Annotated in this window: 17 protein-coding genes; 8 read left to right on the forward strand and 9 right to left on the reverse strand. The window is 61.8% G+C overall.

Going from position 1 to position 18306, the window contains the following annotated elements:
• Positions 1-76 precede the first annotated feature (76 nt).
• Both RlegSU303_RS05000 and RlegSU303_RS05005 read right to left on the reverse strand, forming a co-directional pair.
• On the reverse strand, positions 77-1087 hold the full coding sequence (locus tag RlegSU303_RS05000; protein WP_231283539.1) for an ABC transporter permease: 1011 nt from the start codon (positions 1085-1087) through the stop codon (positions 77-79).
• Complete coding sequence (locus tag RlegSU303_RS05005; RefSeq protein WP_231283540.1) at positions 1087-2661, reverse strand: sugar ABC transporter ATP-binding protein; 1575 nt, start codon at positions 2659-2661, stop codon at positions 1087-1089. Before RlegSU303_RS05005 ends, RlegSU303_RS05000 begins: the two co-directional genes overlap by 1 nt.
• A 160-nt stretch (positions 2662-2821) precedes the next feature.
• Here RlegSU303_RS05005 and RlegSU303_RS05010 point away from each other — a divergent pair, with 160 nt between their 5' ends.
• The 3 genes from RlegSU303_RS05010 to RlegSU303_RS05020 all read left to right on the forward strand — a co-directional run bounded on the left by RlegSU303_RS05010 (position 2822) and on the right by RlegSU303_RS05020 (position 5796).
• Positions 2822-3856 carry a LacI family DNA-binding transcriptional regulator gene (locus tag RlegSU303_RS05010; RefSeq protein WP_231283541.1) on the forward strand — a complete coding sequence of 345 codons (1035 nt, stop codon included), beginning with the start codon at positions 2822-2824 and terminating at the stop codon, positions 3854-3856.
• 449 nt (positions 3857-4305) lie between these two features.
• A complete protein-coding gene (locus tag RlegSU303_RS05015; protein WP_094087656.1) occupies positions 4306-4746 on the forward strand; it encodes a c-type cytochrome in 441 nt (146 codons plus the stop codon).
• A gap of 135 nt (positions 4747-4881) precedes the next feature.
• Positions 4882-5796, forward strand: a complete 915-nt coding sequence (locus RlegSU303_RS05020) for a cytochrome c (protein ID WP_094086411.1) — start codon at positions 4882-4884, stop codon at positions 5794-5796.
• A gap of 79 nt (positions 5797-5875) precedes the next feature.
• On the opposite strand, the gene RlegSU303_RS05025 is transcribed toward RlegSU303_RS05020, so the two are convergent.
• Positions 5876-6505 carry a glutathione S-transferase family protein gene (locus tag RlegSU303_RS05025; protein ID WP_017959597.1) on the reverse strand — a complete coding sequence of 210 codons (630 nt, stop codon included), beginning with the start codon at positions 6503-6505 and terminating at the stop codon, positions 5876-5878.
• Positions 6506-6572: 67 nt separating this feature from the next.
• Positions 6573-7067 (reverse strand): GNAT family N-acetyltransferase, encoded by a 495-nt coding sequence (locus tag RlegSU303_RS05030; RefSeq protein ID WP_043294450.1) that lies wholly within the window; start codon positions 7065-7067, stop codon positions 6573-6575.
• A gap of 267 nt (positions 7068-7334) precedes the next feature.
• Here RlegSU303_RS05030 and dmeR point away from each other — a divergent pair, with 267 nt between their 5' ends.
• From dmeR to bla, 3 genes are all read left to right on the forward strand, one after another.
• Positions 7335-7607, forward strand: coding sequence for a Ni(II)/Co(II)-sensing transcriptional repressor DmeR (gene dmeR, locus RlegSU303_RS05035; protein ID WP_003546569.1), 273 nt, complete (start codon positions 7335-7337; stop codon positions 7605-7607).
• Between the two features lie 23 nt (positions 7608-7630).
• On the forward strand, positions 7631-8638 hold the full coding sequence (gene dmeF / locus RlegSU303_RS05040; protein WP_017959599.1) for a CDF family Co(II)/Ni(II) efflux transporter DmeF: 1008 nt from the start codon (positions 7631-7633) through the stop codon (positions 8636-8638).
• A 128-nt stretch (positions 8639-8766) separates the two neighbouring features.
• The gene (bla, locus tag RlegSU303_RS05045; RefSeq protein WP_231283542.1) at positions 8767-9669 is read left to right on the forward strand and encodes a class A beta-lactamase; all 903 of its coding nucleotides are present in this window, start codon (positions 8767-8769) and stop codon (positions 9667-9669) included.
• A 232-nt stretch (positions 9670-9901) separates the two neighbouring features.
• On the opposite strand, the gene RlegSU303_RS05050 is transcribed toward bla, so the two are convergent.
• Both RlegSU303_RS05050 and RlegSU303_RS05055 read right to left on the reverse strand, forming a co-directional pair.
• Complete coding sequence (locus RlegSU303_RS05050; RefSeq protein WP_231283543.1) at positions 9902-12241, reverse strand: glucose/quinate/shikimate family membrane-bound PQQ-dependent dehydrogenase; 2340 nt, start codon at positions 12239-12241, stop codon at positions 9902-9904.
• A 198-nt stretch (positions 12242-12439) separates the two neighbouring features.
• Positions 12440-13942, reverse strand: a complete 1503-nt coding sequence (locus RlegSU303_RS05055) for a protein adenylyltransferase SelO (protein ID WP_231283544.1) — start codon at positions 13940-13942, stop codon at positions 12440-12442.
• A 249-nt stretch (positions 13943-14191) separates the two neighbouring features.
• Between RlegSU303_RS05055 and RlegSU303_RS05060 the strand changes: the two genes are divergently transcribed.
• Positions 14192-15646, forward strand: a complete 1455-nt coding sequence (locus RlegSU303_RS05060; protein WP_017959603.1) for a DHA2 family efflux MFS transporter permease subunit — start codon at positions 14192-14194, stop codon at positions 15644-15646.
• A gap of 17 nt (positions 15647-15663) precedes the next feature.
• On the opposite strand, the gene RlegSU303_RS05065 is transcribed toward RlegSU303_RS05060, so the two are convergent.
• Together RlegSU303_RS05065 and RlegSU303_RS05070 are read right to left on the reverse strand one after the other, a co-directional pair.
• Positions 15664-15894: a hypothetical protein gene (locus RlegSU303_RS05065; protein ID WP_017959604.1), complete on the reverse strand. Its 231-nt coding sequence runs from the start codon at positions 15892-15894 to the stop codon at positions 15664-15666.
• 21 nt (positions 15895-15915) lie between these two features.
• Positions 15916-16863, reverse strand: coding sequence for a homocysteine S-methyltransferase family protein (locus RlegSU303_RS05070; RefSeq protein WP_131708468.1), 948 nt, complete (start codon positions 16861-16863; stop codon positions 15916-15918).
• 218 nt (positions 16864-17081) lie between these two features.
• On the opposite strand from RlegSU303_RS05070, the gene RlegSU303_RS05075 reads away from it, so the two are divergent.
• Positions 17082-17711: a TetR/AcrR family transcriptional regulator gene (locus RlegSU303_RS05075; protein ID WP_131622083.1), complete on the forward strand. Its 630-nt coding sequence runs from the start codon at positions 17082-17084 to the stop codon at positions 17709-17711.
• Between the two features lie 55 nt (positions 17712-17766).
• Here the strand turns inward: RlegSU303_RS05075 and RlegSU303_RS05080 are convergent, their stop codons facing one another.
• A complete protein-coding gene (locus tag RlegSU303_RS05080) occupies positions 17767-18291 on the reverse strand; it encodes a DUF1697 domain-containing protein (protein WP_131622081.1) in 525 nt (174 codons plus the stop codon).
• Positions 18292-18306: the final 15 nt, after the last annotated feature.

An 18306-nucleotide genomic window follows, 5' to 3' on the forward strand; every position in this document is an offset into this window, starting at 1 on the left:
ATTCATTCGGATGCGGGAAATCCCCGCCGACAAAGAGGTGGTTCCGGAGCAGGACTGACCCGCCGAAGAACATCGGTCATGCCTTCTTTTTACTGCGGGCAGACTTGGTCCAGACATCGAGGATCACGGCGATCGCGATGATCAGACCCTTGATGATCTGCTGCCAGTACGAGCTGACATTCATGAGGTTGAGCATGTTGTTGATGACGCCGATGATCATCGAGCCGATGATTGTGCCGGTGATAGTTCCAGTGCCGCCCATCAGGCTGGTGCCGCCGACGACCACCGCAGTGATCGCATCGAACTCATAGCCGATGCCGCCGGCCGGCTGGCCGGAATTGATGCGAGACATAAGGACGATGCCTGCGACGGCGCACAGAATGCCGTTGAAGATGAAAGCCTTTACGACGATGCTGTCAGGATTGATGCCGGAAGCGCGAGCGGCACGTTCATTGCCGCCGACCGCATAGACGTACCGGCCGAACTTGGTCTTGTTGAGAAGAATCCACGATACAACGACGACGGCCGCGAGAATGATTACGGAAATCGGCATCGGGCCGAGCGAGCCCTGGCCGATCACTTTGAAATTGCCCAGTCCCGTCACCGGCGAACCGCCCGTGTAAAGCAGCACCGTGCCGCGTGCCACCGTCGTCATGGCCAATGTCATGATAAACGACGGGATGCGGAAAAAAGTGACGACGAAGCCGTTGATGATGCCCGTAATGATCCCGACTGTAACGCCCGCGGAGACAGCCAGAATGACGCTTCCGGTCATGGCCATCACGCTGGCCGCCAAGACGCCACAGAGCGCCAGGACAGATCCCAGCGAGACGTCGATGTGTCCCAGGATGATGATGAAAGTAACGCCGCACGCAAGGAGGCTCACCACGACGACCTGACGCAGGACGTTGGTGAGGTTGGCTTCTGTCAGAAATGTCGGACTTAGGATCGAGGCGAGGACGCAGATAGCGGCGAAGATCAGGATTGTACCGTATTTGCGGTAGATCTGGGAAAAGCTCATGTTCCAGGAGCCTGAAATCACCTGGCCTTCTCGTTTCACAGCCGCGTCTGCGCGTTCAATATTCATCAGTGTCCTCCCGTTGCGAGGCGCATGACTGTTTCCTGAGTGGCCTCGTCTCTTGTTAGTTCGCCGGTGACCCGGCCTTCGCTCATCACCACCACGCGATCACTCATGCCGAGGATCTCGGGAAGCTCGGAGGAGATCATGACGATCGCGAGCCCCTGGCGAGCGAACTCGGTCATCAGTCTGTGAATTTCGGATTTCGACCCGACGTCGATGCCTCGTGTGGGTTCGTCGAGAATGAGCAGCTTCAGATCACCCAGCAGCCACTTGGCGAGAACGATTTTCTGTTGATTGCCGCCGCTGAGGTTCTCCACGATCATTGTCGTATTGGGCGTCTTGATCTGGAGCATCTTGATCATGCGCTGGGAGGCTGTCTCTTCCTGCCGCTCGCTGATGAAAAGGCCGGAAGCGAACTTCTTGAGGTTCGAGAGCGAAATGTTCTCGCCGACGGACCGGCAAAGCACCAGACCTTCCGCTTTGCGATCCTCTGAGACCATGGCGATGCCGCTGGCGATGGCATCCTTCGGGGACCTGAGCTTTAGCGGTTTTCCGTTCAGACGGATGACGCCCGCGTCCGCCGCGTCCAGGCCGAAGATCACCCGGGCGACCTCTGTTCGCCCTGCGCCGATCAGGCCGGAAAGGCCAACGATCTCGCCGGCTCGTACCTCGAAGCTGACATTTTCGAAGCTGCCGTCACGAGAGAGGTTCTCGACGGAAAGGACAATCTCGCCGATCGGCACTTCCTCCTTCGGAAAGATGCTGGAGATCGTGCGGCCGACCATCTGAGAAATCAGCTTTGTCGGCGCGTATTCGCTCGCCGGCGCGGCAGCGACGAACTGGCCGTCACGCATCACCGTGATGTCGTCGGCGATCTGAAAGATCTCGTCCATCTTATGGGTGATGTAGATGATCGCGACGCCTGCTGCTTTCAGGTCTGCGATCTGTCGGAATAGCATCGCAACTTCCGTGTCGCTGATCGCCGACGTCGGTTCGTCCATGATGACGAGAGAGGCCTCGCGCGAAATCGCCTTGACGATCTCGATGAGTTGCATCGTCGCGATCGACAGGTCGCGCATCTTAGCTCGGGGGTTATACTTCAGCCCAAGACGATCGAGGAGCGCCTGCGTGTCTGAATTCATGCGAGTGAAATCCACGAAACGGGACAGAACGCCCGTCCGGCCATAAGTGGGTTCGCGGCCGAGAAAGATGTTTTCGGCGATGGTCATGTCGAGCACGGGGCTGAGTTCCTGGTGGATCATCGAGATTCCGCGATCCAGCGCGGCTGCAGCGCTCTGATGGTCGAGTTTTTCGCCTCTGAAAAGGATTTCTCCGCCGTCGATCGCGTAGATACCGCTCAGGATCTTCATAAGCGTCGACTTGCCTGCGCCGTTCTCCCCGACAAGGACGTGGACCGTGCCGGCACGAACCTTCAGGCTCATACCATCGAGCGCGAGAACTCCAGGGAACGCCTTGGTGATTGAGCGCATTTCAAGAACGAAGCCGGCTCCGCTATCTATAGGCGTGCGATGGCCATCGCCGCCCGAAGGCGGCGCCACCTTTTGTAAGGTCGCAGACATGAGAGTATTTCCTCCAGATGAGAGAGCTCTCCCAAGCCCTCCCGCCAAACCGGCTTGTACTGACAGACGAAATTGCGAAAATTATGGAAAGTGTCAACGAAGCGGTGGATTTTTCTCCCAGAAACTCTCATAAATAACGTCAGGTTATGAGAGGCTTATTATGTCACGCCCAACGATCCCCGACTTGGCAAAGGCCGCGAATGTAAGCATTTCAACAGTCGATCGCGTGCTGAACGGTCGCGACCCCGTGCGCCCACAGACGGCGGAGCGAGTTCTTAACGCCGCCCGCCAGATCGGCTTCCATGGCGTGACGGCCATTGCTCGGCGACTCCAGCACGACAAGCCGGTGATTAAGTTCGGCTTCCTTCTCAAGCAGTCTCACCGCCAGCTCTATCAAATGTGGGGGGACATTCTCGTTGCGGCGACCGAAGCATTTCCCGATGCCCACGGAAGGCCCATCGTTAGATTCATGGACGATCTTGCGCCTGATAAGGCTGCCGAGGCGATCTACGCTCTCAGTCGCGAAGCCGACGTCATTGGAATGATCACCTCCGACCACCCGCAGGTGAACCACGCCGTCGATGGGCTTGCAGCAGAGAGCATTCCGGTCGTGACCATGATTTCCGATATTTCCACTGCCTCCCGCGCGGGATATGTCGGCAACGACTGCATCAAAAAAGGCCGCACGGCCGCTTGGTTCATAGCTGGGCTGAACAAGGACGGCGGGAAGGTTTCCGTCTTCGTCGGCAGTCACCGATATCTCGCCCAAGAGCTGAACGAAATGGGCTTTCGATCATACTTCCGGGAGAGCGCGCCGGGCTTCAAGATGCTGGAGACGGTTGCAACTCTTGAAGAGCCCGAAATTGCGTATGAGGCCACGCGCCACCTTTTGCAGACCGAGCCTAATTGGGTCGGGCTTTACGTTGCCGGCGGCGGCATCACGGGCGTGATGCGAGCCCTGCGGGAGCATGGTGGTCCGGCAGCAAAACGCCTTGTTGTAATAGCACACGAGCTCACGAATGAAACAAAAGCCGGTCTTGCTGAGGGATTGATCAAGGTCGTCCTATCTCACCCGGCAAAGCAGTTGGGGGAGACCTTGGTGCGTGCAATGGCGCAAGCTCTCGATACCAACCGATCACCGACCGTTTCGCAGCACATCGTGCCGTTTGAATTTTACACTGCTACGAATATTTGAAGCTTCTCTGCACGCGATTCAAAACGGCTCAGATACCGCTCGCAGGCGACGGGATTGTCGTATTTTAGGCTGCCATGCGGTCGATGCCAATTGTAGCGAAGACCTTGCCATTGGTTCTTGGCGTATAGGGTCTGTTCGGACGTGCCTGAGACAGAGTCGCGGCGAGCGCGAGCAAATGCCTCTGAGGCATAGCACGGTCCATTGTCGATCATGACGCGCTCCCGAGGCTATCGTCGTAAGTCAGCGCCGCCTGGGGAACGCACTTCCTTGTTTTCGTTTGGTAGCGTTGGCGGCCTATCTGGCGCTGGCCAGTTCTGGGCTGCTCGCGGTTTATCACATTGTTTTTATGTCCCTCCGGCAAAACGTGACTGCCCGGAAGCATGGATTTTGTCATGCTGCCGGTGCAGATTGGCCATCGGCCAGGTTGGCCGAGGAAAAGGGAGAGCAATATGAATTGGAAAGCAGCAGCTGCGGCCGTAGCCATGGCCGGCATGGCCTTCGGTTCGGTGACCGCCGCCGACGGCACCCATGATTCGCGCGTTGCGTTGATGAAGCAGATCGGCGGTTCGGCCGGGGCCTTAGCAGCCATCGCCAAGGGCACCAAGCCCTATGACGCCGAAGCGGTGAAGGCGGCGCTGACGACGATCGCCACAACGGCCAAGGTTTTCCCCGACCAGTTCAAGCCGGGCACGGAGACCGGCGACGAGGCAGCGAGCCCGAAGATCTGGGAAAACATGGACGACTTCAAGGCGCGCGCCGCCAAACTCTCCGCTGATGCCGAAACCGCGCTGGCTCAGCTTCCTGCCGATCCTGCGGCCATCGGCGCGACGATGAACTCGCTCGGGGCCAATTGCGCGGGCTGTCACAAGGCCTATCGCCTCGGCAAGTGAGCGATAGGCCATTTTCATCCGGATGCTCGGTCCGCGCCTGCCTTGTCGCCGGCGCGGATCGCCTTATTCTCCGCCTGCGCGGACCGGTCGCGGGATCGACCGCAGGGAAATGTTGACAACAGGGGGAGGCGGCGCATGGTCCGCAGGTTCATCCGGGTACTGCTCTGTCTGATCGGCGTCGCCATCCTCGGCGGAGGCGCCTTCTATCTCGTCACCGCACCCGATCCGCTGCCGGAAAGCCATTGGGCGGGTCTCGGCGCACCGGATCCGGCAAACGGCCAGGCGGTCTTCTGGGCGGGCGGCTGTGTCAGCTGTCATGCCGCGCCCGGTTCCGAAGGCGATGCCAAACTGACACTTGCAGGCGGCCTGGCGCTGAAGAGCCCCTTCGGGACCTTCCACGTGCCGAACATCTCACCCGATGAAACGGCCGGTATCGGCGGCTGGACACTTGCCGAGTTCGGCAACGCGATGAAGCGCGGCGTCGGCCCGGGTGGTGAGCATCTCTACCCGTCTTTCCCCTATGGCTCCTATTCCCGAATGAGTGACAAGGACGTCAACGATCTCTTCGCCTTCCTGAAGACGCTGCCGAAGAGCCCCAACGTCGCGCCCCCGCATGACCTGCCCTTTCCTTACAACATCCGGCTTGCGCTCGGCGGGTGGAAGTTCCTCTATCTCAACGATCAGCCGCGCGTCGCGCTCGCCAAGAGCGACGATAAGATCAAGCGCGGACAATATCTCGTCGAAGGCCCCGGCCATTGCGGCGAATGCCATACGCCGCGTGATGCGCTCGGCGGCTTCAAGGCGGATCAGTGGCTTGCCGGCGCGCCCAATCCGGAAGGCAAGGGCCGCATACCCGATATCACCCCGGCCTCCAAGAGCATCGGCGGCTGGAGCGAGGCCGATATCGTGAGCTACCTCGAAACCGGCTTCACCCCCGATTTCGATTCCGTCGGCGGCCAGATGGTCGATGTCCAGCAGAACATCGCCCGCCTGCCTGCCTCCGACCGCGAGGCGATCGCCGCCTATCTGAAGGCGGTGCCGGGGCGTTAAAGCATGTCGCGCAAAAGTGTGCAGTGGTTTTGCGGGATAAAAGGGCGCTGCATTTTCCGAAGGCCGATCTCGATCCTGCTTATAGGGATGTAGGACCAGGCATGAGATCATAGGGATGACGCCAGCCGGGCATGTTGCTGATCCGATCTTTCCAGGCTGCGATTGCCGGAAAGGCGCTGTGATCGATCCCGGTTTCCTCCGGCATGAAGACGTAGCCCGCCAGAGAGAGGTCCGCGATCGTCAGCCGGTCGCCGACCATGAAGGCCCGGTGCGCCAGATGTTCGTCAACAATGGCATAGGCAGCTTTAGCCCTCAGTCTTAAAAACTCGACGACGGGTGTCTCGCCGCTCTTCTGCAGGCCATACATGAACCTCAGCGTCGCGTAATAGCTCGTGAATTTATGGTTGTCGAAAAGGATCCAGCGCATGACGTCGCGTCGTTCTTCGGCCGTCTGCGCGCCAAACTGGCCTGTCACCTCTGACAAGTAGTCCAGGATAATCCCTGATTGGCTGATCTTCATTTGCCCATGTTCGAGCACAGGCGCTTCGCCCTGTTCGTTGATGGTTTTTCGCCATTCTTCAGTTCGCGTTTCGCCGCCCAGATAATCAACGAAAATGCTTTCCCACTTGATGCCCGCAAGAGCAAAGAAGAGTGCGACCTTGTAACAGTTCCCGGAGAGAGCGAAGCAATGGAGTTTGAAATCAGGCATGAAAGCTCCTAACAAAAATAAAGACTTAAAGCGCCGATCAAGCGAATCTGAAAGATCGCGACGCGCTTTAGGCGATCGACTGCATATAGCGCATGCCGGTCACCGGACGCGGGGTGAAATCCAGCTGTTCGTAGAAGCGGTGCGCCAGCACGTTTCCGGTCGCAGCACTGACGGACAGGTAGCCGCAGCCGGCATTGCGGGCGGTCTCGCGCGCCCGGTCGACGAGGAGCTGGCCGGTGCCGTGACCGCGATGGCCGTCGCGCACGAAGAGATGGTGCAGGTCCATGCCGCGCTTGCCTTCCTGCGCCCTGTAGAGCGGCACGAGAATGGCGTAGCCGATCAGCCCTTCGCTGCTCTCGGCGACAAGAGCATTGATCCAGGGCAGGGGGCCGAAGAGGTCGCGCTCCAGCTGCTCCGGCGTTGTAACAGCCGCATCGCCGTGATGGGCGGCAAGCAGGGCGATCATCTCGCCGAGCTCGGGCAGGTCGCGCGGCTTGGCGGCACGGATCGTCACCACCGATGGGCGCATCAGTGAAATTTCGCTGTCTTCGATTTCAGTCATGGTCTTCGCGTCCTTTGATAGTCTGCCGTCAGGACGCTGCCGATACAACAAAGCCGCCTGACGGCGGCTTGTTGACAATATGATCTTGTCCAGCCGCCCTTTACAGGTACAGCCAAAAATACGAGCGGCTCTGGTGCGCGTTCTTGATCATGGATCATAGATCGTCGGAAACGCGGGTTTTGTCAATGGGGATCGGAACCCATCACAAGCATTGATCCCGGCTTCACTCTTGATACCATACCCCCCTATGCTATATGAGAACCCATCATGTCCCACACCACCCTGCAGAAAAAGAAGCTTGTCGCCCGCATCAGCCGCCTGAAGGGGCAGATGGAGGCGGTTGAGCGCGCGCTCGAGGCCGAGCGCCCCTGCGGCGAGATCCTGCAACTGCTCGCCTCGATCCGCGGCGCCCTGACAGGGCTGACCGGCGAGGTGCTCGACGATCACCTGCGTGAGCATGTGCTGAATGCCGCTGACGATGCGGCAAGGGCAGAGGCGGTGGAGGAAATATCGGAAGTGTTGAGAACCTATATGCGCTGAACGCGGCGACGAAGGAGCCTGTCATGAGTGCCGGAATCGACAAAGCTGGAATTGATGCCCTGGAACATGACCATGACTTCCTCGGCACTGATCATGCGCGCAACGAGCGGCGCATCTGGCTGGTGATCGCGCTGACGGCGGTGATGATGGTGGCGGAAATCGCCGCCGGCACCATCTACGGCTCGATGGCGCTCGTCGCCGATGGCTGGCACATGTCGACCCATGCCAGCGCACTGCTGATTTCCGCACTCGCCTATCTCTTCGCCCGCCGGCAGGCACGCAATCCGCGCTTCACCTTCGGCACCGGCAAGCTCGGCGATCTCGCCGGCTTCGCCAGCGCCATCGTTCTCGCGTTGATCGCCCTGCTGATGGCCTGGGAGAGCCTGCTGCGCCTGTCCAATCCCGTGCCGATCGGCTTTGCCCAGGCAATCGCCGTTGCGGTGATCGGCCTTGCCGTCAATCTGGTGAGCGCCTGGCTGCTGGCCGGCGGCGGCCATGTCGCGCATGGCAATCATGCGCATCACGGGCATGGTAATCACGGGCATGGCAATCATGCCCATGGCCATCATCATCACGGAAATGGCGATCATGCCCATCACGCAAAGACCGGCGACAACAATATCCGCGCCGCCTATCTGCACGTCATTGCCGATGCCCTGACCTCCGTGCTCGCCATTGCGGCGCTGACGCTCGGCAGTCTTTACGGCTGGCTCTGGCTTGATCCCCTGATGGGCATCGTCGGCGGGGTGGTGATCGCCAACTGGTCCTGGAGCCTGATGAGATCCTCGGGCGGCGTTCTTCTCGACGTCGTCCCCGAAGGCGAGACGCTGCCGGCGGAAATCCGCGGCGCCATCGAGACGGAGGACGACCGGATCACCGATCTGCATGTCTGGCAGGTCGGCCCCGGCCATCATGCCGCGATCGTCGCCGTCCTCACCTCGCAGCCGCGCGACCCGGCTTTCTACAAGGGCAGGCTCTCGGCGCTGGGAGAACTGTCGCATGTGACGGTCGAGGTCACGCGCACCGCATGATCTGGGGGGCGGGCGGAGACGCTCGGCGGACGACAAGATCGCTCGACAGACGATTAACATCGCCGTGGGGACGACAAGTCGCCGCAATCGCTGCTTAGCTCTGCCCCCTTGATTCGCCGGAGGATTTCATGGATCTCAGTCTGACCCGCCGCATGCTGATAGGCTCGGCATTGTGCCTACCCGTGCTGACGCTTCGAGCCAATGCTGAGGAGAGTTTCAAAGAGAGTGCAGGCGAGGGCGACGACAACATCGACCGCCGCCTTGCCGCCTTGGAAAAACGCACCGGCGGCCGCCTCGGCGTCTCTGTGCTCGACACCCAGACGAGCATCTCCTTCGGCTATCGCGGCAGCGAGGCCTTTCCGATGTGCAGTACCTTCAAGGCGCTGGCCGCCGCGTTCGTGCTTGCCCGTGCCGACAAGGGCGAGGAGAACCTCGACCGGCGGGTGAGCTACGGCAAGGACAAGCTCGTCGATTATTCGCCAATCAGCGAAAAGCACGCCGGCACCGACGGCATGACCCTTGCCGAACTCTGCGAGGCGGCGGTGACCGTCAGCGACAACACCGCCGGCAACCTGCTGCTTGAAAGTTTCGGCGGTCCGGCGGGGCTGACCGATTGGCTGCGCTCGATCGGTGACGGCACGACGCGTCTCGACCGCACCGAGCCGACGTTGAACGAGGGCAGAAGGGGTGATCCGCGCGACACGACGACACCGGATGCGATGCTCGACACACTCGGCAACCTGACCCTCGGCTCGGTCCTCACCGAGGCCTCCTCGGGCAGGCTAATCGCCTGGCTGGTGGCGAGCACGACAGGCAAGGAGCGGCTCAGGGCCGGCCCGCCGGCGGATTGGAAGGTTGGCGACAAGACCGGCACCGGCCCGAATGGATCACTCGGCGATATCGCGGTGATCTGGCCGCCGGATCGCGGCCCCATCGTCGCCGCCGTCTATATCAGCGAGACGACCGTGCCGGTAAAGGAGCTCAACCCGCTCTTTGCCGAAGTCGGCCGCATGATCGTCGAGATGGTTTGAGTGGGAAAATGCGAAGGGCGTGATCGACAGCTGTCGCGCGCGGAAACCCCTCCCCAACCCCTCCCCACAAGGGGGAGGGGCTGCTGTGTGGCACTCATCGCATTTCATTCCTGACAATGCAGTATGTGGCTACGTATTTGGTGGCGCGGACTCGCCGCGGGTTAGTCCCTCCCCCTTGTGGGGAGGGGGTTGGGGAGGGGCCTTGTCCCGCAAGAGGACGGCAACTTCCCCATCAAGGCAACGTATAAGCGATCACATAATCGCCGGGCTTGGTGCCGACCGAGCCGTGGCCGCCGGCGACCATGACGACATATTGCTTGTTGTCATCAGTCGTATAGGTCATCGGCGTCGCCTGGCCGCCGGCCGGAAGCCGCGCCTTCCAGAGCTCTCGTCCGTTGGTCACGTCGTAGGCGCGCAGGTAGTTATCGACCGCAGCACCGAGAAAAGCGACGCCGCCCTTGGTCAACATCGGCCCGCCGATCCCCGGCACGCCCACCTTGAAGGGCAGGGGTAATGGCGTCATGTCGCGCACGGTGCCGTTCTTGTGCATATAGGCGATCTTGCCGGTGCGCAGGTCGACGCCGGCGACATAACCCCATGGCGGCGCTTGGCAGGGGATCTGCAGCAGTCCGAGGAAGGGACCCATGAAGACGCCGTAGGGCGCGCCGTCATTACGGTTCAGCCCCTGTTCGCTGCCTTTCTCGTCCTGGCCTCTCGGCGGAATATCGGCGGCCGGTATAAGCCGCGAGGTGAAGGCGAGATAGGTCGGCATGCCGAACATGATCTGCCGCTCCGGGTCGACCGCCACCGAGCCCCAGTTGAAGGTGCCGAAATTGCCGGGATAGACGATCGTCCCTTTAAGCGAAGGCGGCGTATAGCGGCCCTCATAGTGGTAGCGGTGGAAGTCGATGCGGCAGGCCATCTGATCAAACAGCGACACGCCCCACATGTCCTTTTCCTGGAGAGGCTCGGGCGAGAAGGTGAGGTCCGAAATCGGCTGTGTCGGCGCGGTATGATCGCCCGAGACCGCGCCGCCTGGCGCTGGTATTTCCTTGACCGGGATGATCGGCTCGCCGCTGCGCCGGTCGAGCACATAGATATCGCCCTGCTTGGTCGGGCCGACGAGGGCGGGGACCACGGTGCCGTCCTGCTTCGTCAGGTCGATCAGCGCCGGCTGGGCCGGGACGTCCATGTCCCAGAGATCGTGATGCACCGTCTGGCGCACCCAGCGCAGCTGGCCGGTGGCGATATCGAGCGCGACGATCGAAGACGAGAATTTCTCGACATTCTCGCTGCGATTGATGCCGATCTGGTCGGGCACTTGGTTGCCGAGCGGGATGTAGACCATGCCAAGCCCCTCGTCGACGCTGAAGACCGACCAACTGTTCGGCGAGTTGGTCGTATAGGTCTGGCCCTCGGCGATCGGCGTCGTCACGTCGGGATTGCCGGAATCCCAGTTCCAGACCAGCGCGCCGGTATTGATGTCGAAGGCGCGGATGACGCCGGATTGTTCCTCGGTCGAATAATTGTCGTTCACCGCCCCGCCGACGATGATCTTGCCCGCCACCGCGACCGGTGGCGAGGTGGAATAATAATAGCCGGCCGGATTGAAGCGCATGCCGGTTTCCAGATGCAGCACGCCCTGGTTGGCAAAGCTGGTGCAGACCTTCCCGTCCGCCGCATCGAGCGCGATCAGCCGGGCATCCGAGGTCGGCAGGTAGACACGCTCGGCGCAGGGCTGGCCGGCGGCAACGGCGGGATCGGCATAATAGGTGACGCCGCGGCAGGTCTGATGCTGCCGGTCGGGGTTCATGCCGGAGTTGGAGTCGTATTTCCATTTCTCCTTGCCGGTCTTGGCGTCGAGCGCGATCGCCCAGTTGTGCGGGGTGCAGAGATAGAGCGTGTCCTTCACCTTGAGCGGCGTCACCTGATAGGTCGTCTCGCCGACATCGTCCGGCCGCTTGACGTCGCCGGTCTGGTATCGCCACGCTTCCTTGAGGGTGGAGACGTTCTCGGCGGTTATCTGGTCGAGCGGCGAATAGCGTTGGCCGAAGGGGGTGCGACCGTATTGATGCCATTCACCATCCGGCACGCTGCCGCCGAAGGCGGGCTGGGCGGCGACCGTATCCTTCGGCAGCTCGCCGGCAAGATCATGCGGGTCTGTCGTCATCGAATAAAGGGCGACCAGGATGGCGAGAACGACGGGCACTGCAAGCGGCCAGGGGTTGGCGGCATAGGTGATCCCCGTCGGGCTGCGCAGGCCGAGCGGCCGGCGAATCCATGGTGTTAGCAGCCAGAGCCCGAGCAGGATGATCATGCCGCCGCGCGGGCCGAGCTGCCACCAGTCGAAGCCGACCTCCCAAATCGCCCAGGCAAGTGCCGCAACGACGAGCACCGCATAGACCCAGAGCGCCACTGCCTTGCGCATCAGCAGCAGCCCGGCGGTAATCAGGAACATCAGCCCGGCGAAAAGATAGAAGATGCTGCCGCCGAGCGTGACGAGCCAGAGCCCGCCGCCGCCGAGTGTGAGCCCGATGATGATGAAGAAGATGGAGGTGACGATGATCGCCATAAGGCAGTCTCCCGCTGAGGTTAGCCGGGCTGAGGGATCGGCGGAAAAGTCCCGCCGATCAGCCAGATAGCGCGAAGGAGATGCCTTTCAACGGCCACAATTGCCGCAGGGTGCGGATGCGTCGAACGGGGGCGCTGGGCCGGATGGAAGCGGATCGCTGTGGCGCAACTGCCGCCCCGAAAACGATCGAAGCGCCTGTCACGTTCCGCAGAAGGTCGCAAGCACCCGTTCGCTGGGCTTCGGCGGTTCCCTATAGGCGGCAAAGCCCGGCTGATCCTCGTAGGGTTTCGAAAGCACGGCCAGCAGCGCCTCGAACAGCGAGAAATCGCCGTTCTCGACCGCGGCCTCGATCGCCTGTTCGACCCGGTGATTGCGCGGAATGAAGGCCGGATTGACGCGGCGCATAGCAACAGCACGCTCACTGGCCGTCTGCGGATCGCGCGACAGACGCTCGCGCCACTGCGCAAGCCACGCGCCGCAGGCGTCCGGCTCGCGGAAACCTGCCGCAAATTCGGGCTCTGCAGCGTTATCGCCGGCAAGATCCGACAGTCGCCGGAAGGTCAGGGTGAAATCCGCACCCTGCGCCTGCATCAGCGACAGCAGCGCCTGCACCAGGTCGAGATCGCCGTCCTCTTCGACGGCAAGGCCGATCTTTTCGCGCATGCCGGCCAGCCAATGCGCCTGGAACCGTTCGCCGTAACTCTTGATCACTGCATTCGCCTTGTCGACCGCGCCGTCTGGCTCGGAGTCGATCAGCGGCAGCAGCGTTTCGCCGAGCCTTGCGAGGTTCCATTGGCCGATGCCGGGCTGGTTGGCATAGGCGTAACGCCCATGCTGGTCGATCGACGAGAAGACGGTCGCCGGATCATAGGCATCCATGAAGGCGCAGGGGCCGAAATCGATCGTCTCCCCGGAGACGGTCATATTATCCGTGTTCATCACGCCATGGATGAAGCCGACATGCAGCCAGCGGGCAATCAGCGCCGCCTGGCGGTCTGAGACCGCTTCGAACAGCGCGAGATAGGGGTTTTCGGCCTGTTTCAATGCCGGATAGTGCCGGTCGATCACATAATCGGCCAGAGCCCGCACGCCGTCGGTGTCGCCCCTGGCCGCGAAGTACTGGAAGGTGCCGACGCGGATATGGCTGGCTGCGACGCGGGTGAAGACCGCGCCAGGCAGCACCTCTTCGCGATAGACGGGCTCGCCTGTCGTCACCGCCGCCAGCGCCCGTGTGGCCGGAATGCCGAGCGCAAACATCGCCTCGCTAATGATATATTCCCGCAAAACCGGCCCGACTGCCGCCCGCCCGTCGCCGCGGCGCGAAAACGGTGTCGGCCCGGCGCCCTTCAGCTGGATGTCGTAGCGCTTGCCGCTGAGGTTGACGACCTCACCGAGCAGGATCGCCCGCCCGTCGCCGAGCTGCGGCGAGAAGCCGCCGAACTGATGCCCGGCATAGGCCATTGCCAGCGGTTCGGCCCCTTCGGGAACGAGATTGCCGGAAAAGATCGCCGCGCCATCGCGGCGCAAGGCCTCGACGTCGAGCCCGAGTTCGGCAGCGAGCGGCTCGTTGAGCTTGATCAGCCAGGGCTCCGCCACCGCGGTCGGCGCTTGCGCCGCAAAGAAGCGTGGGGGCAAACCGACATAGCTGTTGTCGAACGGAAAGGCCGCACCGGGCCGGTTTTTCTGCAGGGCGGAGGTCATGGTTCATAGGTAGGGCTAGGATGCCTGCCGCACAAGCCGGGGGATGAAGACCTTCACGAAGAACAGACCCATGCAAGGAATCGTGATCTGCCTTTACCTCTCGTCAAAGCAGCTTTGCCATAAACGACATAGCGCCGCGATGATCGCGGGCGTATAGCAAATCGCCTCCCCTTGGCTTTGCGCCATGTCATCCCCCGCGGCCTTGCTGCCTTGTGTGCTCCGCCGCGCCACCGCGAGTGATCCTGGACGATGTCGGATCAGATTTACCAGGCGCCGATGGTTCGGCGCGCCACGCCCAATTTCCGGGTGATTGCGATGATTGTCGCGAGTGCGATGCTGATGGAAAACATCGATGCAACCGTGCTTGCGACCGCGCTGCCCACCATGGCGCGCGATTTCGGCGTCAGCGCCCCGGCCATGTCGATCGCGCTGACCTCCTATCTCCTCAGCCTTGCGATCTTCATTCCGGCAAGCGGCCGGATGGCCGACAGTTTCGGTTCCCGCACGGTCTTCCGCTCGGCCATCGCGGTCTTCGTCGTCGGCTCCATCCTCTGCGCGCTGGCGCCGACGCTGTCATTGCTGGTGCTGGCGCGGCTGCTGCAGGGCATCGGCGGCGCGATGATGATGCCGGTCGGTCGCCTGGTGCTGATGCGCAGCGTCGATCGCAAGGATATGGTCAGCGCCATGTCCTGGCTGCTCGTGCCGGCGCTGATCGGCCCCATCGTCGGCCCGCCGCTCGGCGGCTTCATCGTCACCTATCTCGACTGGCGCTGGATCTTTTATATCAACGTGCCGATCGGCATCATCGGCATGATCTTCGTCTCGATTTACATCGAAGAGGTGAAGGGTAAGGCAAGCGGTCCATTCGATACGATCGGCTTCATTCTCTCGGGCATCTCGCTCGGTTCGCTGCTCTTCGGCTTCGAAATGTCGAGCCATGAAGGCGAGGGCGCGTTTTCGATCTTCCTGATCGCCATCGGGCTGCTCTTCGGCATCGCCTATCTCAGGCATGCCCGCACGCATCCGTCGCCGATCATGGATTTCTCGCTGATGAAGGTGCCGAGCTTCGGCACGTCTGTTATCGCCGGTTCGCTGACCCGCATCACGCAAGGGGCGCAGCCCTTCCTGCTTCCGCTGCTCTTCCAGATCGGCTTCGGCCTGTCTGCGGCGGCGGCCGGCCAGATCATCATCGCGACCGCGCTTGGCGCTCTCGCCATGAAGCCGATGGCGAAGTTTGTCTTCCGCCGGCTGGGCTTCCGGCGAAGCCTCATCCTCAACGGCATCCTCGGTACGATCGGCTATGGCCTCTGTGCCGCCTTCCGGCCGGATTGGCCGATGCCGCTCATCTTCGTCGTCCTGGTGCTCAGCGCCTTCTTCCTGTCGTTCCAGTTCACCGCCTATAACACCATTGCCTATGATGAGATCAGCAAGGAGCGGATGAGCTCAGCCACCAGCTTCTACACCACCTTCCAGCAGCTCATGCTGTCGCTCGGCATCTGCATCGGCGCCTTGGCGCTGCACGGCTCCATGGCCTTGTCAGGCACTGAGACGCCGGCCCTTGGCGATTTCTCGGCAGCCTTCATCGTCGTCACCATCATCTCGATCACCGCCACCTTCTGGAACCTGCGCTTCTCGCCGACCGCCGGCGAGGAGATCACCGGCTACAAGGCCAAACAGAGGAAAGGCACCGTCGCCGAAGGTTGACGCCGCCTTTCCCTTCGTCAGAAGCCGACCGGCTCCCGCGGCTGCCTGCGTCCCGACGGCCGGCCCTCGCGCCGGTCCGCCTCGAGTCCGTAGGTCATCGGGCCGTCGAAGCTCCCGAAGGCGAGATCACTATCCCGTAGAGCCACCTCCACGGCCGCCTCGGGCTCACCGCGCCTCTGCCGTCCGGTGATCACAAGCCACAGATCGTGCCAGCCGCGCTCACGCATCATCGTGCCCCCGATCGTCATTCTCTCCTCCCTCTCAGGTCGTCATGCCGCCTGCGGCAGGCATGCCTCGCAGATCGCCGCAACATGGCGGTGGTCGGTGCCGCAGCAGCCGCCGAGCACGCTGAGCGCTGGCATGCGGTCGATGAGCTTGCGGTAGCGGCGGCCGAGATCTTCGGGATCGCCGGCATCCAGCGTCTCGCTATTGTCGAGCTGCTCATGGCTCATGGTCGAGGCATTGGCGCGGATGCCGGATATACGTTTCACCCAGGCGCTTCCGTGATCGAGCGCTGTTTCGAAATGCGTCGGGTGGGCGCAATTGATCATGTAATAGGCCGGCGCCCCGCCGGTCATCGCATCGGTCGTCTCGATGGCCTCCTGAAGGCTGCGGCCCGTCACCAGCCGGCCATCCGTCTCCAGCGTGAAGGAGATGGCCGATGGCATGCCGAGCGCTTGCGCCGCCCGCGCCACGCCGATCGCCTCGTCGATATTGGTCAGCGTGAAGGCGCTCACCATGTCGGCTTCCGTGCCGGCGAAAGCCCCGATCTGGAAAGCGTGGTAGTCTTCCGCCTCGGCGGCATCCATGACGCCCGCCTTGTAGCCGTCGCCGCGCGGGCCGATCGCCCCGCTGATGACGATCGGCTGCTCCGGCCGCTCATAGACGTTGCGCAAGCCGACAAGCAGGTCGACGGCTTCCTCGTTGGCCGCCTTCAGGGCTTCGCTCGTATAGCCGAGCTTCTGCCCCCAGTCCGGATTGGCCCGCCATGTAGCGGTGTCGAGCACGAAGCCCGTGCCGTGCCGCCGGGCGACGTCGAGATAACGGCGATAGTAATTCCGCATCCGCTGCCGCCCGTCTTCGGAAGCCAGCAATATGAAGGCAGCGAAATGCGGAAGTTCTATCCCTTCCTGGAAGATCATCGTCGTTTCCATGCCGCCATCGGTAATGAATGTGCCGCCTTTGAGCTGCGGCAACCCGTTTCTGTACTTTGCCATTGTTGAAGCCTCTCCCTCGCGACACCCGATTGGCTGCCGTCGATGAATGATGTTCTGGCGCTTAATTGGCTGCCAAACTAGGCGACTTGCGGTATACTCCAAGCGGTTTTGGGTTTTGCCGATTGATTTCAATCGCTTGCTTCGACCGATCTTGCCGGGGGCGGAGGCAAGTCTGATCATGCAACACTGAAAACTGTACCGCCGGTACAGGAGGGGACATGCGAAAGGGCGAGGAAACGCGGACCCGCATCCTCGATGTGGCGGAAGCGGCAGTCTTGCAGAAGGGTTTCGGCGGCACTTCCATCGAGGAGCTGATCGCCGAGACCGGCATCACCAAGAGCGGCTTCTTCTATCATTTCAGAGACAAGAACGAGCTCGCCAAGGCGCTGCTCAACCGCTACATCGAAAATGACGAGCGCATCTACGACGAGATCTTCAGCCGCGCGCGCGAGCTGACCGGCGATCCGCTGCAATCCTTTCTGCTCGGCCTGAAGTTGCTGTCCGAATTGCTCTCCGACCTGCCGAACGGCCATCCCGGCTGCCTCGTGGCAACCGTCTGCTATTACGAGCGGCTGTTCGACCGGGAGATCCAGGAGACCAACCGAAATGCGGTGCTTGCCTGGCGGCGGCGCTTCGGCCGCATGCTCCGGGAGATCATGGCCGTCTATCCGCCGCGCGAACCAGTCGATGTCGACCAGCTCGCCGACATGGTATCTTCGGTCCTGGAAGGCGGCATCGTTTTGTCGAAGACGCTGAAGGAGCCGAACACGCTGGCCGAGCAGGTCCTGATGCTCCGCACCTTCGTGAAGATGCTCTTCCTGCCAGTGGTGGAAATGCCGAGAGCCTAAAGCAATTCCAGCAAAAGTGCGAATCGCCTTTGCGTCGGGAATTGCGCTGACATCCTCAGCCTCCGTCCTCCAGCGCCGCAGCCATTTCCGCGAGCTTGCGTACGGTGTTGAGATTGCGCGACGTCCCCGGCTTCAGCGCCGGCAGTTTCAGCTTCGAGCGGCCGGAACCATTGGGGTAATGTACATAGATTTCCCGGCCGGCGAGCTTGGCCTCCTCGCCATCGGGCGCCACCATCGTCTCCAGCGCATCGCCGGGCGGCTTTTCGGGCAGGAAATAGACCAGTAGAAAATTCGGCTTGGCATCCGGGAAGGGCGCATCGGCGACAATGCCGTCGAGTTCTTTCCGGCTACGCACCATGACGCCCGGCCGCTTGCCCATCATCTTGCTGAGCGCCTCGTCGAGACGCTCCCCCACCGTCTTTTCCGCTTCATCCGAACGGAAAACCACGTTGCCACTCTGGATGTAGGTCTTCACGTCGGAAAAGCCGAGGCCTTCGCAGATCGCCTTCAGCTCGGCCATCGGCAGCGAGCCGGTGCCGCCGACATTCACTGCGCGAAGGAGGGCGCAATAGACGGGCATTTCTCTCTCCCTTGA

Source organism: Rhizobium sp. SU303 (assembly GCF_021052345.1).
GTDB classification, from domain to species: Bacteria; Pseudomonadota; Alphaproteobacteria; order Rhizobiales; family Rhizobiaceae; genus Rhizobium; species Rhizobium laguerreae.

Excerpts from the sequence above, each read along its gene's own strand:
- RlegSU303_RS05000 (WP_231283539.1), bottom strand. The coding sequence starts at position 1,087 with ATGAATATTGAACGCGCAGACGCGGCTGTGAAACGAGAAGGCCAGGTG.
- RlegSU303_RS05005 (WP_231283540.1), bottom strand. The coding sequence starts at position 2,661 with ATGTCTGCGACCTTACAAAAGGTGGCGCCGCCTTCGGGCGGCGATGGC.
- RlegSU303_RS05010 (WP_231283541.1), top strand. The coding sequence starts at position 2,822 with ATGTCACGCCCAACGATCCCCGACTTGGCAAAGGCCGCGAATGTAAGC.
- RlegSU303_RS05015 (WP_094087656.1), top strand. The coding sequence starts at position 4,306 with ATGAATTGGAAAGCAGCAGCTGCGGCCGTAGCCATGGCCGGCATGGCC.
- RlegSU303_RS05020 (WP_094086411.1), top strand. The coding sequence starts at position 4,882 with ATGGTCCGCAGGTTCATCCGGGTACTGCTCTGTCTGATCGGCGTCGCC.
- RlegSU303_RS05025 (WP_017959597.1), bottom strand. The coding sequence starts at position 6,505 with ATGCCTGATTTCAAACTCCATTGCTTCGCTCTCTCCGGGAACTGTTAC.
- RlegSU303_RS05030 (WP_043294450.1), bottom strand. The coding sequence starts at position 7,067 with ATGACTGAAATCGAAGACAGCGAAATTTCACTGATGCGCCCATCGGTG.
- dmeR (WP_003546569.1), top strand. The coding sequence starts at position 7,335 with ATGTCCCACACCACCCTGCAGAAAAAGAAGCTTGTCGCCCGCATCAGC.
- dmeF (WP_017959599.1), top strand. The coding sequence starts at position 7,631 with ATGAGTGCCGGAATCGACAAAGCTGGAATTGATGCCCTGGAACATGAC.
- bla (WP_231283542.1), top strand. The coding sequence starts at position 8,767 with ATGGATCTCAGTCTGACCCGCCGCATGCTGATAGGCTCGGCATTGTGC.
- RlegSU303_RS05050 (WP_231283543.1), bottom strand. The coding sequence starts at position 12,241 with ATGGCGATCATCGTCACCTCCATCTTCTTCATCATCATCGGGCTCACA.
- RlegSU303_RS05055 (WP_231283544.1), bottom strand. The coding sequence starts at position 13,942 with ATGACCTCCGCCCTGCAGAAAAACCGGCCCGGTGCGGCCTTTCCGTTC.
- RlegSU303_RS05060 (WP_017959603.1), top strand. The coding sequence starts at position 14,192 with ATGTCGGATCAGATTTACCAGGCGCCGATGGTTCGGCGCGCCACGCCC.
- RlegSU303_RS05065 (WP_017959604.1), bottom strand. The coding sequence starts at position 15,894 with ATGACGATCGGGGGCACGATGATGCGTGAGCGCGGCTGGCACGATCTG.
- RlegSU303_RS05070 (WP_131708468.1), bottom strand. The coding sequence starts at position 16,863 with ATGGCAAAGTACAGAAACGGGTTGCCGCAGCTCAAAGGCGGCACATTC.
- RlegSU303_RS05075 (WP_131622083.1), top strand. The coding sequence starts at position 17,082 with ATGCGAAAGGGCGAGGAAACGCGGACCCGCATCCTCGATGTGGCGGAA.
- RlegSU303_RS05080 (WP_131622081.1), bottom strand. The coding sequence starts at position 18,291 with ATGCCCGTCTATTGCGCCCTCCTTCGCGCAGTGAATGTCGGCGGCACC.